Below are 14573 nucleotides of genomic sequence, written 5' to 3' on the forward strand. Positions count from 1 at the left end.
TGCGCGGCAGGTCCGAGACGCCGCGCATCAGGAGACGATCATGCCGTTCATCACCGTGGGGACGGAGAACTCCGCCCCCATCGATCTGTACTACGAGGACCATGGCTCCGGGCAGCCGGTGGTGCTGATCCACGGCTTCCCGTTCAACGGGGCGACCTGGGAGAAGCAGACCACCGCCCTGCTCAACGCCGGTTACCGGACGATCACGTACGACCGTCGCGGCTTCGGCGCGTCCGCCCAACCGGCGATGGGGTACGACTACGACACCTTCGCCGCCGACCTCGACGTGCTGATGAACGAGCTGGATCTGCGCAACGCGCTCCTGATCGGGCACTCGATGGGCACCGGCGAGGTGACCCGCTACCTGGGGGCGTACGGCTCGGGGCGGGTGGACCGGGCGGTGCTGCTGGCCCCGCTGGCGCCGTACCTGCTGAAGACCGCGGACAACCCGGAGGGGGTCGAGAAGAGCCTCTTCGACGGCTTCCAGCAGGCGATTCTCGCCGACCGCTTCGCCTACCTCACCACCTTCTGCGAGGCGTTCTTCAACTATCAGGAGAACAAGGGCAAGCTGGTCAGCGAGGAGGCGCACCGGGCGCACTGGGAGATCGGCGCGCGGGCGTCGGCGAAGGGCACCTACGACTCCGTGACGGCCTGGCAGACCGACTTCCGGGGCGACCTGCCGCGCATCGACGTACCGGTGCTGATCGTGCAGGGCGACAAGGACAACGTGCTGCCGTACCCGAAGACCGGGCAGCGGTTGCAGCCGATGCTGCCGAACAGCCACTTGGTCACGCTTCCGGGCGCGCCGCACGGCACCCCGTGGACGAACGCCGACCAGGTCAACCAGGCGATCATGGAGTTCGTCAGCGCGCCGTCGATGGCCCGCGCCTGAGCCGACGCCGGCATGGACTCGCGGCCCCCGGGTCACCCCGGGGGCCGCGTTCGTGGTCGGTTCGGGGTCAGCCGCCGAGCCGGGCCAGTTCCTCGTCGACGATGGACGGGTCGAGCTTGCGGAAGACGGGCGTCGGCGCGGTCAGTGGCCGGCCGGCCTCCAGCGGTACGGACTCCCAGCGCGCGCCGACCGTGTAGTCCCCGGTCAGCACCGGGTATCCCGGCCCGCCGTCGAGGTCGTCGACCTCCACGATCGAGGGCATCGGCGCGTGCACGCCGGTGCCGCCGAGCAACTCGTGGACCTGCTGCGCGGAGTGCGGCAGGAACGGGGTGAGCAGCGTGTTGGCGTCGCTGATCACCTGGAGGGCGACGTGCAGGACGGTGCCCATCCGCGGCTTGTCGTCCTCGCCCTTGAGCTTCCACGGCGCCTGGTCGGACAGGTACCGGTTGGCCTCGGCGACCACCTTCATCGCCTCGCCGATGGCCTGCTTCTGCCGGTGCTTGGCGATCAGGTCGCCGACGACGGCGAAGCCGGCTCGGGCGGTGGCGAGCAGCGCCTCGTCGGCCTCGGTGAGGCCAGCCGGGTCGACCGGCGGGATCGCCCCGAAGTTCTTCGCGGCCATGGAGACGGACCGGTTGACCAGGTTGCCCCAGCCGGCGACCAGCTCATCGTTGTTGCGGCGGAGGAACTCGGCCCAGGTGAAGTCGGTGTCGTTGCTCTCCGGGCCGGCGGCGGCGATGAAGTAGCGCAGCGCGTCCGCGTCGTACCGCGCCAGGAAGTCCCGGACGTAGATGACGACCTTGCGGGACGAGGAGAACTTGCGCCCCTCCATGGTCAGGTATTCGCTGGAGACCACCTCGGTGGGGAGGTTGAGCCGGCCCAGCTCGCCCGGTTCGCCGTCCCGGCTGCCCTCGCCGGAGTAGCCGGAGAGCAGCGCCGGCCAGATCACCGAGTGGAAGACGATGTTGTCCTTGCCCATGAAGTAGTAGCTGCGCGCGTCACCGCCGACTCCGTCGGCCGTCGGAACGCTGCCCTCGCCGTCCTTCGAATTCCAGTACTTCCGCCAGGCTTCCGGGTCGCCGGAGCGGCGGGCCCACTCGATCGAGGCGGACAGGTAGCCGATCACCGCGTCGAACCAGACGTAGATCCGCTTGTCGTTGCGGTCCCGCCAGCCGTCCAGGGGGATCGGCACGCCCCACTCCAGGTCCCGGGTGATGGCCCGGGGCTGGAGGTCGTCGAGCAGGTTCCTGGAGAACCGCAGCACGTTGGGGCGCCAGCCCTCCCGGCTGTCCAGCCACTGCCGCAGCACGTCGGCCAGGGCGGGCAGGTCGAGGAAGAAGTGCTCGGTCTCGACGAACTTCGGCGTCTCGCCGTTGATCTTCGACCTCGGGTTGATCAGGTCGACCGGGTCGAGCTGGTTGCCGCAGTTGTCGCACTGGTCGCCGCGGGCGCTGTCGTAGCCGCAGATCGGGCAGGTGCCCTCGATGTAGCGGTCGGGCAGGGTCCGGCCGGTGGATGGGGAGATCGCCCCCATGGTGGTCTTCGGGACGATGTAGCCGTTGCGGTACATCCCCTCGAACAGCTCCTGCACCACCGCGTAGTGGTTGCGGGTGGTGGTGCGGGTGAACAGGTCGTAGGAGAGGCCGAGGCCGTGCAGGTCCTCGACGATCACCCGGTTGTACCGGTCGGCCAGCTCGCGCGGGGTGACCCCCTCGGCGTCGGCCTGCACCTGGATCGGCGTGCCGTGCTCGTCGGTGCCCGAGACCATGAGCACGTCGTGTCCGGCCATCCGCATGTACCGGGCGAAGACGTCGGAGGGAACGCCGAATCCGGATACGTGGCCGATGTGGCGCGGGCCGTTGGCGTAGGGCCAGGCGACCGCGGCGAGAACGTGACTCATGACCAGCAAGCGTAGTGACCGCCTCGGGGTGCCGGCGAATCAATAGGCGCGCCGGGGTGTCGGCGGGCGGTCCGGGACCGCGACACTCCGTCCGATTTGTCGCCGACACGCCGGTCAGCTGTGCACGACGCCGTAGACCTCGCGGCGCCGCAGCCCGTACTCGGTCGCGACCTCGGTGATGGCGTCCCGCCGGGACAGGCCGGCGGACTCCCGCTCGGCCACGGCCGCGCGGAGCGTGTCGTCGTCGGGCCGGGCCGCGGCTTTGGGCGGCGCGCCGGCCACCACCAGGGTGATCTCGCCTCGGGGCTCGCCCTCGGCGGCCCAGTCGGCCAGCTCGCCCAGCGGCCGGCGGACCACCTCCTCGTACGTCTTGGTCAGCTCGCGGCAGAGCGCGGCGGGCCGGTCGGGGCCGAAGATGGCGGCCAGGTCGGCCAGCGCGCCGGTGATCCGGTGCGGTGCCTCGAAGAGCACCAGGGTGCGTTCCTCGGCGGCCAGGGCCCGCAGCCGGGACCGGCGGGTGCCCGGGGAGCGGGGCAGGAAGCCCTCGAAGCAGAACCGGTCGCTGGGCAGCCCGGACAGCGCCAGGGCGGTGGTCACCGCGCTGGGCCCGGGGGCGGCGGTGACCGGGACGCCGGCGTCGAGCGCGCCCCGGACCAGCCGGTACCCGGGGTCGGAGACGCTGGGCATGCCGCCGTCGGTGACCAGGGCGACCACGTACCCGGCGGTGAGCACCTCGACCAGCTCCGGGGTACGCCGCTCCTCGTTCCCCTCGAAGTAGGAGACGATCCGGCCGGGGACCGTGACGGCCAGGTCCCGGGCCAACCGGGTGAGCCGCCGGGTGTCCTCGGCGGCGACCACGTCGGCGGTGGCGAGCACCTCGCGGAACCGGGCCGAGGCGTCGGCCGGGTTGCCCAGCGGCGCGCCGAGCAGGATCAGGCGCCCTACCTCGGACATTTCACCCACGAAAGATGCTCCTTCATCGACGGCGGCACGAACCTCGGAGACGACTGGCGCCACCGGGCACCTTCGCAGCCTACGATCGCCGGGTGACGAGTGCGTCGACAGCACAGAGCGCGGGCCGGTCCGGGTCGGACCTGACAACGACCGGGCACCCCGCCGCCGACCCGGCCGGCGAGTCCGCGGCGACGGACGGGCGCGGCGTCCCGGCCATCGTCCGGCGGCGGCTCGCCACCGTCGACGCCCGGCTCGACGGGCACGCCTGGCTGGCCACCGGGGTGGTCGTGCTGATCGCGGCGATCCTGCGGTTCGTCGGCCTGAGCGGCCCCAAGGGCAAGATCTTCGACGAGATCTACTACGCCCGCGACGGGTACGGGCTGATCGACCGGGGCGTCGAGTGGAACTACAAGGACAACGGCCCGTCGTACGTGGTGCACCCGCCGCTGGGCAAGTGGCTGATCGGGGCCGGTGAGTGGGCCTTCGGCTACCAGGACGCCGAGACCAGGATCTCCGTCCCGGGGCACCTGATGACCACCGCCCCCGAGTTCGGCTGGCGCTTCGCGGCGGCCGTCGCCGGGACGCTGTCGGTGCTGCTGCTGGTCCGGATCGGCCGGCGGCTGTTCCGCTCCACCACGCTGGGTTGCGCGGCCGGGCTGCTGCTCGCCCTGGACGGCTTCCATCTGGTGCTCTCCCGCACCGCCCTGCTCGACATATTCCTGTTGCTCTTCGTGCTGTCCGGCTTCGGCGCCCTGGTGCTGGACCGGGACGCCCGGCGGCGCCGCTGGGCCCGCGCGCTGGACGCGGGGCTGGACCCGTCCCGTCCGGGGCGGGCCGGCCGGCCGTCGTCGTCGGGCTGGCGGGACTGGCCGTGGTGGCGGCTGCTGGCCGGGGTGCTGCTCGGCTGCGCCTGCGCGGTCAAGTGGAGCGGGATCTACTTCGTGCCGGCCTTCGCGCTGCTGGTGATCTTCTGGGAGGTCGGCGTCCGCCGCTCCGCCGGGGTACGCCGACCGTGGCGGGACGCCCTCCTCGATGAGCTGCCCTGGCTGCTGCTGGCTGGGGTGCTGATGGTCGGCACCTACCTGGTCACCTGGTCGGGCTGGCTGCTCAGCGACGACGGCTACTACCGCCTGGCCAGCCGCTACCCGAACACCCGGGGCCTGAGCGACGCCCCGGTCATCGGCCCGCTGATCAACCTGTGGGAGTACCACAAGGCCGCATACGGCTTCCACACCCATCTGGACGACCCGCACAAGTACCAGTCCTGGCCGTGGCAGTGGCTGCTGCTCGGCCGGCCGGTGGCCTTCTACTGGTCGGGCAAGGGCGCCTGCGGCGCGCCGAGCTGCGCCTCGGAGATCCTGCTGCTCGGCACGCCACTGCTCTGGTGGTCGTTCCTGCCGGCGCTGGCGGCCACGGCCTGGCTCGGGGCGGCCAGACGGGACTGGCGGGCCGGGGCGATCCTGCTCTGCGTGGCCGCCGGCCTGCTGCCCTGGTTCTGGTTCGCCCTGGACGGGCGGACGATGTTCTCCTTCTACGCCGCCCCGGCGCTGCCGTTCCTGGTGCTGGCGGTGGTCTACGTGCTCGGCGCGATCATCTCGCCGGCCGGCGCGCCCGTCGCGTCGGGCGGCACGGCGGACGCTCCCGCGGCCGAGGAGGTCTCCGACCGGCGGCTGGTCGGCGGGATCATCGCCGGCTCGTACGTGCTGCTGGTGGCGCTCTGCTTCGGGTACTTCTATCCGATCTTCGTCGGCCGGCTGCTGCCGTACGCGGACTGGTCGGCCCGGATGTGGCTGGACGGTCGCTGGATCTGAGGCCCCGGGGCGGCGTGGCCGGATCGGGCCGGCGGCGGGTTCCCGGGCAAAGAGAAGCGCGCCCCGATCGCCTGCCACGGGGGAAGCGGGCGATTGGGGCGCGCATGAAGAGCTTAACCACACTCCAGCACGTTCACAACGGGTGGAGTTGGGTCAGATTCCCGATGGGTGCACCAGCGGCTGAATGGTTCACATCCGGCAGCTAACGGTAGGTTATCCGACGGGAACCTTACGAATTCGTGGCGGCCGGCGGGCGCCCTCGTCACGCGGGGACGAACGGGCGGGCCGACCCGGATGATCATCTAAAGTGGATCTCGCTACACTTCCGCCGGTGATCAACAAGAGACGATCGACGGCCGTCGTGTGGGGACTGCTGGCCGCGACCGCGCTGATCGGTCCGACGCCCGCCGCGGCCGACGACGAGACCACCGCACCCCCCGCCGAGCCACCCAAGGTCGAGCTGGTGCTCGATGTCAGCGGCTCGATGCGAGCCCGGGACATCGACGGGCGCAGCCGGATCTCCGTCGCCCAGCAGGCGTTCAACGAGGTGGTCGACGCCCTGCCGGACGAGACCCAGCTCGGCATCCGGGTGCTCGGCGCGACCTACCGGGGCAAGGACAAGAAGAAGGGCTGCCAGGACACCCAGCAGATCGTGCCGGTCGGCCCGGTCGACCGGGCCCGGGCGAAGGCGGCGGTGGCCAGCCTGCGGCCGACCGGCTTCACCCCGGTGGGGCTGGCACTCCGCTCCGCCGCTCAGGACCTCGGCACCGGCGCCACCGCCCGCCGGATCGTGCTGATCACCGACGGCGAGGACACCTGCGCCCCGCCGGACCCGTGCGAGGTGGCCCGGGAACTGGCCGCGCAGGGCACCCGGCTGGTGGTCGACACCCTCGGACTGGCCCCCGACGAGAAGGTACGCCGGCAGCTGCTCTGCATCGCCGGGGCGACCGGCGGGACGTACACCGCGGCGGAGAGCGCCGACGAGCTGACCGGCCGGATCAAGCAGCTGGTGGACCGGGCCGGGGACACGTACACGGCCACCCCGACCGTGGTCGGCGGCGCGGCGGAGTGCGGGAACGCCCCGCTGCTCGCCCCCGGCGTCTACACCGACCGGGAGGCGTTCTCCGAGCACCGTTGGTACCGGGTGCCGGTCCGGGCCGGGCAGGAGCTGCGCGCCTCGGTCAGCGTGGCGCTGGACCGGCCGGTCAACCCGGACTACGGGGTGCTGCTGCGGGCCACCGCGCCGGACGGCCGGGAACTCGTCCGCGGCGTGGATGCCGGCAGTGGACGCACCGACGTGATCTCCGCCGGCCTGCGCTGGTCGGCGGCGGAGGACGCCGCGACGCCGACCCCCGAGCCGAGCGGTACGCAGCCCGCGCGGACGGTCTGCCTGGTGGTCAGCAACGCCTTCGCGCCCCGCCCCGGCACCGAGGCCACGCCCGGCATGCCGGTGGAGCTGACCGTCGACGTGGTCGCCTCCTCCCCCGCCCCGGACGGCCCGGACCTGGGCCGCGGCTGGGCCCTGCTGCTCCTGCTCACCCTGGCCGGGCTGCTCACCGGACTGGTCGCCGGGCTGCTCACCCGCTGGTGGGTCGCCACCTGGAGGGAGAACTGAGGATGCGTACCCTGCTGAGATCCGCCGCGGCGCTGGTCGCCGCCGGACTGATCCTCGCCCCGGCCGCCGCCTCGGCCGCCCCGACGCCCACCCCCTCGCCGGGAGCGGCCACGGTCACCAAGGCCGGCACGTCCTTCCTCACCGCCACCGCGATCACCGCCGGCCAGCCGGTCCGGGTCGGCGCCTCGACCGGTGACCACCTCTACTGGGCGTTCCCCGCCGAGGCCGGGCAGGTCCACCAGGTCAACGCCACGGTCACCTTCCCGAAGGTCCGTAGCGGCGCCTCCACCTGGACCGTCGACGTCTTCGACGGGCTGCGCCGCCGGCAGGCGTGCACGGCCGGCGCGCAGACGCCGACCGTGCCGGCGTCGGCGACCAGCGTGACCCTCGGCTGCACGCTGCGCCAGGTCCGGCCGTGGGCCGAGCCGTGGTCCGCCGACCCGCTGCCAGGCACCTACTACGTCCGGCTCTCGGTGGTCGACCTGCCGGAGCCGGACCTGGGCCTACCGATCGACGTAGAGCTGCTGGTCACGGCGGACGGCGAGGGCGGGGCGTCGGGCGACGACGGGGAGCTGACGGCGCCGCTGGTGCCGAATGGCCGGGCCGGGACGGTGCTGACCGCCGAGCCGACCGCCGAGCCGGTCGCGGAGGAGGGGAGCAGCCTCACCGGCTGGCTCCCCGAGCCCGGCTCGCGCTGGTTCTGGACCACGGCCGGCGGCGTCCTCGCCGCGGTGGCCGGGGTGGTCGGCTTCGCCCTGACCCGGCGGCCCCGCCGCCGGTGAACTGCCCGTGGTGGCCGTTCCGCAGGTGCGGAGCGGCCACCACGCGGCGGAGGTCAGGCGGTCCGCGGGCTGCGCGGCACCCAGCCGATGAACCGGTTCTGCAGGGACGACACCGGCGCGGCGCGCAGGTCCTGGCTGGCGGCGGCGAGACACGCTCCGAGGTAGACGCTCAGTGAGGCCCTGTCCACCTGGTACTCCTCGAGCAGCCTGGTCCGCTTGGTGGTGCACGGCCACTCGTCGCCGCAGGTGCCACAGGTCCAGTTAGGAGTAACCGGAGCGTGCTCGTCCGGCCGCGAGCCGTAAGCTTCCGCACCACCCGTCATCGCACTTCCCTTCACAAGGTTGGGACGACCGGGCCAACGCTGGGCGTGGCGCCGCCGTCGAGAGTAGACCGCAATTCCCACGCTGACGCCCGAACAGCGCAACGGAACTCTCCGGCGTTACGTCGTTGCGGTACGTTCACCGTCCAGCCCGGGCGTCGGCACCTGGGATGCTCGGGACGGCGAGCTGGTGGTCCGGTTCTGGCCGGAGGCGCCGCCGGCGCCGGCCGACCGGCTCTGCGCCGGGGCGGCGCGGCTGCGGTCGTACCTGAAGGAGGTGGGTGATGCGTGACCTGCTGCCGGCGACGGTCGCGGTCGCCGTGGCCGGCCCCGACGACTGGGCCGGCGACCTGCTCCCCGCCGAGCTGGCCTGCCTGAGCGACCGCGCGGTGCCGAGCCGCCGGCGCGACTTCACCGCGGGCCGGGTCTGCGCCCGGCGGGCGCTGGCCGCGCTCGGGCTGCCGGCGGCGCCGGTGCCCGCGGCGCCCGACCGGTCCCCGGTCTGGCCGGCCGGGGTGGTCGGCACCATCACCCACACCCACGGCTACTGCGCGGCGGCCGCGGCCCGGTCCGGCGAGATCCGCTCGGTCGGCATGGACGCCGAGCGGCACAGGGAACTCAATTCCGGGGTACGCCGGATGATCTGCCTGCCGGAGGAGGAGGCCGACCTTGCGGCGCTGCCGGCCGGGGTCTCCTGGCCGGCGGTGTTGTTCAGCGCCAAGGAGACCGTCTACAAGCTCTGGCATCCGGTCGCCGGCACCTGGCTGGACTTCCACGACGCCCGGGTGACCCTCGACCCGGACGCCGGGACGTTCACCGCCCGGATCGCGCCGGCCCGGCTCCACGCGGCCCCGGTCGCTGACCCGCCGGCGTTGGTGACCGGCCGGTTCACCGTCGACGCCGACCTGGTCCGCACCGCCGCCGTGCTGCCGCCACCCTGAGGCCGTGAGGGGCGGGCTCGCCCGGCACCGGTACCGTCGGTCCGACTGAAAAATCTTCGAAGGCGCCCTAGGAGTACGGTGAGCCACCCTCAGCCTCCGTTCGGACCGCCGGACCCGAGCCAGCAGCCCTCGGAACCGCCGACGCAGCCGTTCCCCACCGCGCCGATGCCGCCCGTGCCGGGTGGGCCGTACCCGCCGGCCCCGGGCCAGCCGTTCGGCGCGCCGCCGGCCGCCCCGCCCCGGTCGAGGAAGAAGGTCTGGCTGACCATCGGCATCGTCGCCGCGGTGCTCCTCCTGCTCTGCTGCGGCGGCGGCATCTTCGCGATCTACGCGGGCGCCAAGAAGGTGGAGAAGGCCGCCGAGAGCCTGCCCACCCCGGCGCTGACCAACGCGCCGGTCGACGAGCCGCCCAGCGGCGCCGCGGACCCGACGCCGGACGCCGACCGGACGAGAGGCGAGACGTCCAACATGGAGCCGGGCGACACGCTGGTCATCGACGACGAGGACGCCACCATCCAGCTCACCGTCGACAACTTCCGCACCTCGGCCACGGCCTGCAGGACGTACATGCCCGGGCCGGACGAGGGCATGTACCTGATCGCGGACGTCACCGTGGAGGTCACCAAGGGGAAGGGCTCGTTCAACCCGTTCTTCTTCCGCTGGGTCAGCGGCGACGGGACGGAGGCCAGCGGAATGGGCGGAGCGCTCTCCGGCTGCGGCAAGCTGCTCCCCCCGGGCAACGACCTCCCGGCCGGCAGCAAGCGGACCGGCCAGCTGATCTTCGACGTGAAGGACAAGAACGGCACGGTGGAGTACGAGCACCGGCTGAAGACGGCCGGCTCCTGGAAGCCCTGAGCCGCGACGACACACAGTCGACGGGGGTCGGTCCCAGCGGGGACCGGTCCCCGCTGTCGCTCCTGGTTACCGCTCGCAGCCAACCTGGCGTCAGCGGGTGACGTCGTGCACGTGGTGCGCGATGTCGTGCAGGAAGTACACAGCGAAGGTGCCCACCGTGAACGCGGAGCCGTTGCTGCGCCGGCCCGGTCGCTCCCACTGGTCCGCCCGGACCGCATCGAACGCCGCCGCCGTCGCCGCCGCCTCCGCGGCCAACTGGTCGGCAACCTCGGCCGGGACCTGATGGAAATACCCCTCGTCGACAGCCGTCGCGTCCTGGTCCCAGTTGGCGAAGACCGGATCGTCCTCCCGCAGCATCAGCTCCAGGCGGTTGCGGAAGATCCGGCAGGTGTCGCGGACGTGGCAGGCGTACTCCACCGGCGACCAGACCGTCGGTGACGGCCGTACGGAGGCGTCGTCCCGCGCCAGCGCGGCCCGCCAGGTCGGGATCGTGGCGCGCAGCCGCTCCCCCGTGGACGTGACCTCCTGCGGGGAGAAGCCGCACTCCGTGCAGCCCTCGGTGATGACAAAGGTCCAGTCGGCGGTCTCCGGGGGAACGGCGGGTGGCTGCTGCATGGGCGCAGTCTGACATCCCGCCCGACCGGGTCACGCATCCCAGTCGACGTCGACACGGGACCCGTGGTCCGGCAGCTCGGCGCGGCGGCGGGTGAGGTGGACGCGTTCCACCTCGCTGGTGGTGCGGGCGAGGGCCGCGTCGTAGGAGGCCCGCGCTTCCGTGCTTCGCCCAGCACGGGCCAGCAACTCGGCCCGTACCACGTGGAACGGCTGGTACGCGGGAAGGTCGAGCTGGTCGAGGAGGTCGAGCGCGGCCCGCGGGCCGTGGAGTTCCGCCACGGCGACCGCCCGGTTGAGGGCGACCACCGGCGTGGGCTGGAGCGCGAGCAGGTGGTCGTAGAGGGCCAGGATCTGCGCCCAGTCGGTCTGGTCGGCGCGGGCGGCGTCGCTGTGCACGGCGTTGATCGCGGCCTGGATCTGGTACGGGCCCGGGGCCCCGCGGCGCAGGCAGGCCCGGACGAGCGTGCGGCCCTCGGCGAGCAGCGCCTGGTTCCAGCGGGTGCGGTCCTGGTCGGGCAGCAGCACCAGGGTGCCGTCGGCGGCGGTGCGGGCCGGCTGCCGGGCCTGGAGCAGAAGCAGCAGCGCGAGCAGGCCGGCGGCCTCCGGCTCGTCGGGCATGAGTTCGACGAGCAGCCGCGCCAGCCGGATCGCCTCACCGCACAGGTCGTCGTCGACGAGCGTGCCGCCCTCGGCGATCCAGCCGGCGTTGAAGACCAGGTAGATGACCGCCATCACCGGCCGGAGCCGGTCCGGGAGGTCCGCGTCGGTGGGCACCCGGTACGGGATTCGGGCGTCGCGGATCTTGCGTTTGGCGCGGACCAGCCGCTGCGCCAGGGTGGCCTCGGGCACCAGGAAGGCCCGGGCGATCGTGGGCGTGTCCAGGCCGCCGAGCAGCCGCAGGGTGAGCGCCACCTGGGCCGGCTGGGCGAGCGCCGGGTGGCAGCAGGTGAACATCAGTCGAAGTCGGTCGTCCGGCACGGCAATGTCCTCCTCCGGCTGGTCGATGAGGCGTTCTTCGAGCCGTACCGCCTGCTCCTGCCGGTCCTCGCGCATGGCGTCGCGGCGGAGGCGGTCGATGGCGCGGCGGCGGGCGGTGGTGACGATCCAGCCGCCCGGGTTGGGCGGCAGTCCGTCGCGGGGCCACCGGTCGGCGGCCACCAGGAAGGCGTCCTGGACCGCCTCCTCGGCGCGGTCGATGTCGCCGAGGAGGCGGACCAGCGTGGCCACCACCCGCCCGTGCTCCTCGCGGAAGACGGCGGCGATGGTGTCGCCGATGTCGGCGCGGTCGGCCACCGTCAGACGTCGGACTGGAACGGACGCACCTCGACCGGGTTGGCGCAGGCCACGCTCGCCTGGCGGGACCACTCCAGCGCCTCGTCGAGGTCGGCGGCCTGGATCACCCAGAAGCCGCCGAGGTGCTCCCGGCTCTCCGCGAACGGCCCGTCGGTGGTCATCACCTGGCCTTCCGACATCGACACCACGGTGGCGGTGTCCGGCGGGCAGAGCCCGCCAGCGAACACCCAGGCGCCCTTCTCCTGCAGTTGTCCGTTGAACGCGTCGACCGCCGCGAAGGCGCGCTGCATCTCCTCGGCCGTCGGCACGGGCGCGTCCTCGACGCCGTACACGGACAGCAGGTACTTGGTCGGTGCCATCGTCATCCCTCCACCGTGCCGAAGACCGGCGCGCCGGCGTTCTCGAAGGTCAGCATCGTGACGCCGCTGGCGGACGTCCGGCTGTCCGCCAACCGCAGCCCGGCGGGCGGCAGGCCGTCGGCGAAGAGCCGCCGGCCGCGGCCCAGGACCACCGGAAAGACCAACAGGTGGTACGTGTCGATCAGCCCTTCCCGCATCAACGACTGGGCGAGCGCGCCGCTGCCGTGCACCTGCAGTTCGCGGCCGGGGCGGTCCTTCAGCTCGGTGACCGCCTTCGCCAGGTCGCCCTCCAGGCGCTGGCTGCCGGACCAGGTCAGCTCGTCGGTCCGGTTGGTGGCGACGTACTTGGGCAGCCGGTTGAGCGGGTTGTCGGGGCCACCCTCCGCCGGGTCGGTGACGTGCGGCCAGAAGGCGGCCATGATGTCGTACGTCCGGCGGCCGAGCAGGAACGCGTCGGCCCGGTCGAGGATCTCGGTCATGTACTGACCGACCGTGTCGTCGAAGTGCGGCGGCAGCCAGCCGCCCAGGTCGAACCCGCCGCTGCGGTCCTCGTCCGCGCCGCCGGGCCCCTGCATGACGCCGTCCACGGTCAGAAAAGTGGTGAGCGTGAGTCGCACGGTTCCTCCTTGGGGTCGCCAGCCTCGCGCCGGCCTTCACCATGTCCACGGCCGGGCTGACCACCAATTCGACACGACGACCCGACATTGTATGTGACCTGCGTCACATAGCGTTCCTGGACGAGGCGATGGCACGTTCGAGCTGCTCAACCCCGGATCTCCCCCAGCCATGGTCGACGGCACGGCCGGGCCTCATCTGGTCATCCGACCGCCGCACCTGCCCGCTCACCACCGCCCGTATGCCCACGCCTGCGGAGCGACGCGAGCTGGAGATCGGCGAGGGCGCCCCGGTCCTGGTGGTCTTCCGCGCCGACGGCTCCCGTGAGCTGTACGCCGCCGACCGAATGCGCGTCGGCCGCTGACTCGTCCGCGCATCGGCGACCCCGTCGGGGAGCCGGACACATCTTGTCGACCCGTGCCGGCCGGTGTCGTCCTTAGCCGGTGCGCACGTGCCGCCAGCCGTCGCTGCCCCACCGCAGCCGGACGCCCCGCTTACAAGATCGCTGCTGTCAGTCGATGGCACTCGGTCTGGCTGGCCTTGCCGGCGCGCCGGTCACCACCGCCAGCGCAGGAATCGGCGCTGGTACCGCACCTTCAGGCTCGAGGACTGAAGTTTGCCACGCACCACTATGTGCAGGCCGCCCGAGTCAGGCACCCTCGCCTTGGCCGAGCTGGACGACATCTCAACCTCATGCAGCGAGGCAGACGCCCCGTCCGGCAGCACCAACGTCACCGCACTAGACCGGACGTTGAGCGACACCTGCACCGTCGGCGAAGCGATCACCGCCTCGGTGAGGTCCAGCCGTAGGCTCGACGACCGGGCCTCAACCTCCACCTGGCGGGGCACGACCCACCGTCCGGCCCGCTTGAGCGACGAGGCGCGGGACCGCAATTGGAGCACCTGGGGCTCGACGGTTACCGGTAGGTCCGCGGTGAAGGGCACCAGGTCAGCGTGGGTACGAGCGGCCAGCACCCCCCCGATCCGGTCCTCGAACTCGGCGAGCGTGAGCCGCCCCTCGCCTACCGCCTGGTTCAGCCGCTCGACTACCCGGTTCCGTTCGGCATCAGACAGTCGCATCTCGGGCCTCGGCATCAGCTCTCCCGTCACACGCCCAACCTACGACGTACCGCAACCAAACGGCAGGCTGCATCGGGGTGTGCCGATCTAGCGGTCCCAAACTGCAGCCGGCGCAGCTGACTGTCGGACGGCGGGCGTGCGGGAGATCTCCGTGCACACCACCCGCCGGACCTGCGCCTCCCTGCTGGTGGCGCTGGACGTCCACCCCCGCGTCACCATGCAGATCCTTCGGGAGCTGACCAGGTTTCACCCGCGGACCGGCGGGGACGCGAGTCAGGAGGGGCGGACATCCGCCAGAAGGCAGGGAGGCGACATGAGCTCCACCGAAAGGGCGCAGGACAAGGTCGAGCGGGTGGCCGGCGCCGCCAGGGCGCGAATGGGCGACATGACCCAGGACGAGCGGTCCCAGGCGGAGCGGGTTTTGCAGCGAGATAAGGCCCAGGGCAGGCAGCCCGGCGAGCGAGTCCAGGAGGATGCCCGGAACGCGAAGGAGAGCTTCACGAGCTGACCTGGCACGACGCGACGCCCCCGGTCTGGATGC

16 protein-coding genes are annotated in these 14573 nt (G+C 72.5%); 8 read left to right on the plus strand and 8 right to left on the minus strand.

Translation table 11 applies throughout. The features are described from left to right. Nucleotides 1–40: 40 nt before the first annotated feature. Nucleotides 41–892, plus strand: coding sequence for an alpha/beta hydrolase (locus SLP03_RS03775; RefSeq protein ID WP_319459082.1), 852 nt, complete (start codon nt 41–43; stop codon nt 890–892). 67 nt (nt 893–959) lie between these two features. Here SLP03_RS03775 and metG read toward each other — a convergent pair whose 3' ends face one another. Beyond that, entirely contained in the window at nt 960–2792 is a 1833-nt protein-coding gene (gene metG, locus SLP03_RS03780) for a methionine--tRNA ligase (protein ID WP_319459083.1), read from the minus strand. Between the two features lie 114 nt (nt 2793–2906). Then, entirely contained in the window at nt 2907–3746 is an 840-nt protein-coding gene (gene rsmI, locus SLP03_RS03785) for a 16S rRNA (cytidine(1402)-2'-O)-methyltransferase (RefSeq protein WP_413644318.1), read from the minus strand. Nucleotides 3747–3838: 92 nt separating this feature from the next. Between rsmI and SLP03_RS03790 the strand changes: the two genes are divergently transcribed. From SLP03_RS03790 to SLP03_RS03800, 3 genes are all read left to right on the plus strand, one after another. Beyond that, on the plus strand, nt 3839–5557 hold the full coding sequence (locus SLP03_RS03790; RefSeq protein ID WP_319459085.1) for a dolichyl-phosphate-mannose--protein mannosyltransferase: 1719 nt from the start codon (nt 3839–3841) through the stop codon (nt 5555–5557). Between the two features lie 331 nt (nt 5558–5888). Continuing rightward, a complete protein-coding gene (locus SLP03_RS03795) occupies nt 5889–7172 on the plus strand; it encodes a VWA domain-containing protein (protein WP_319459086.1) in 1284 nt (427 codons plus the stop codon). Nucleotides 7173–7174: 2 nt separating this feature from the next. Beyond that, on the plus strand, nt 7175–7954 hold the full coding sequence (locus SLP03_RS03800) for a peptidase (protein WP_319459087.1): 780 nt from the start codon (nt 7175–7177) through the stop codon (nt 7952–7954). A gap of 53 nt (nt 7955–8007) precedes the next feature. Here the strand turns inward: SLP03_RS03800 and SLP03_RS03805 are convergent, their stop codons facing one another. Next, nucleotides 8008–8142: a hypothetical protein gene (locus SLP03_RS03805; protein WP_319459088.1), complete on the minus strand. Its 135-nt coding sequence runs from the start codon at nt 8140–8142 to the stop codon at nt 8008–8010. Nucleotides 8143–8558: 416 nt separating this feature from the next. Between SLP03_RS03805 and SLP03_RS03810 the strand changes: the two genes are divergently transcribed. Both SLP03_RS03810 and SLP03_RS03815 read left to right on the plus strand, forming a co-directional pair. Continuing rightward, nucleotides 8559–9215, plus strand: a complete 657-nt coding sequence (locus SLP03_RS03810) for a 4'-phosphopantetheinyl transferase family protein (RefSeq protein WP_319459089.1) — start codon at nt 8559–8561, stop codon at nt 9213–9215. A gap of 78 nt (nt 9216–9293) precedes the next feature. Beyond that, nucleotides 9294–10070, plus strand: a complete 777-nt coding sequence (locus SLP03_RS03815; RefSeq protein WP_319459090.1) for a DUF4352 domain-containing protein — start codon at nt 9294–9296, stop codon at nt 10068–10070. Between the two features lie 90 nt (nt 10071–10160). Here SLP03_RS03815 and SLP03_RS03820 read toward each other — a convergent pair whose 3' ends face one another. From SLP03_RS03820 to SLP03_RS03835, 4 genes are read right to left on the minus strand one after another with little or no spacing between them, the layout of a single operon-like run. Then, on the minus strand, nt 10161–10685 hold the full coding sequence (locus SLP03_RS03820; RefSeq protein WP_319459091.1) for a DinB family protein: 525 nt from the start codon (nt 10683–10685) through the stop codon (nt 10161–10163). A gap of 30 nt (nt 10686–10715) precedes the next feature. Next, nucleotides 10716–11978: an RNA polymerase sigma factor gene (locus SLP03_RS03825; protein ID WP_319459092.1), complete on the minus strand. Its 1263-nt coding sequence runs from the start codon at nt 11976–11978 to the stop codon at nt 10716–10718. Nucleotides 11979–11980: 2 nt separating this feature from the next. Beyond that, a complete protein-coding gene (locus SLP03_RS03830) occupies nt 11981–12343 on the minus strand; it encodes a YciI family protein (RefSeq protein ID WP_319459093.1) in 363 nt (120 codons plus the stop codon). Next, nucleotides 12340–12954 (minus strand): dihydrofolate reductase family protein, encoded by a 615-nt coding sequence (locus SLP03_RS03835; RefSeq protein WP_319459094.1) that lies wholly within the window; start codon nt 12952–12954, stop codon nt 12340–12342. The genes SLP03_RS03830 and SLP03_RS03835 overlap by 4 nt, the downstream gene beginning before the upstream one ends. 239 nt (nt 12955–13193) lie before the next feature. Here SLP03_RS03835 and SLP03_RS03840 point away from each other — a divergent pair, with 239 nt between their 5' ends. Continuing rightward, entirely contained in the window at nt 13194–13316 is a 123-nt protein-coding gene (locus SLP03_RS03840) for a hypothetical protein (RefSeq protein ID WP_319459095.1), read from the plus strand. 191 nt (nt 13317–13507) lie between these two features. Here the strand turns inward: SLP03_RS03840 and SLP03_RS03845 are convergent, their stop codons facing one another. Then, complete coding sequence (locus tag SLP03_RS03845; RefSeq protein ID WP_319459096.1) at nt 13508–14047, minus strand: DUF1707 domain-containing protein; 540 nt, start codon at nt 14045–14047, stop codon at nt 13508–13510. A 298-nt stretch (nt 14048–14345) separates the two neighbouring features. On the opposite strand from SLP03_RS03845, the gene SLP03_RS03850 reads away from it, so the two are divergent. Continuing rightward, complete coding sequence (locus SLP03_RS03850) at nt 14346–14540, plus strand: general stress protein CsbD (RefSeq protein WP_319459097.1); 195 nt, start codon at nt 14346–14348, stop codon at nt 14538–14540. The last annotated feature ends 33 nt before the right edge of the window (nt 14541–14573 follow it).

This window comes from Micromonospora sp. RTP1Z1 (assembly GCF_033804685.1).
GTDB lineage: Bacteria > Actinomycetota > Actinomycetes > Mycobacteriales > Micromonosporaceae > Micromonospora.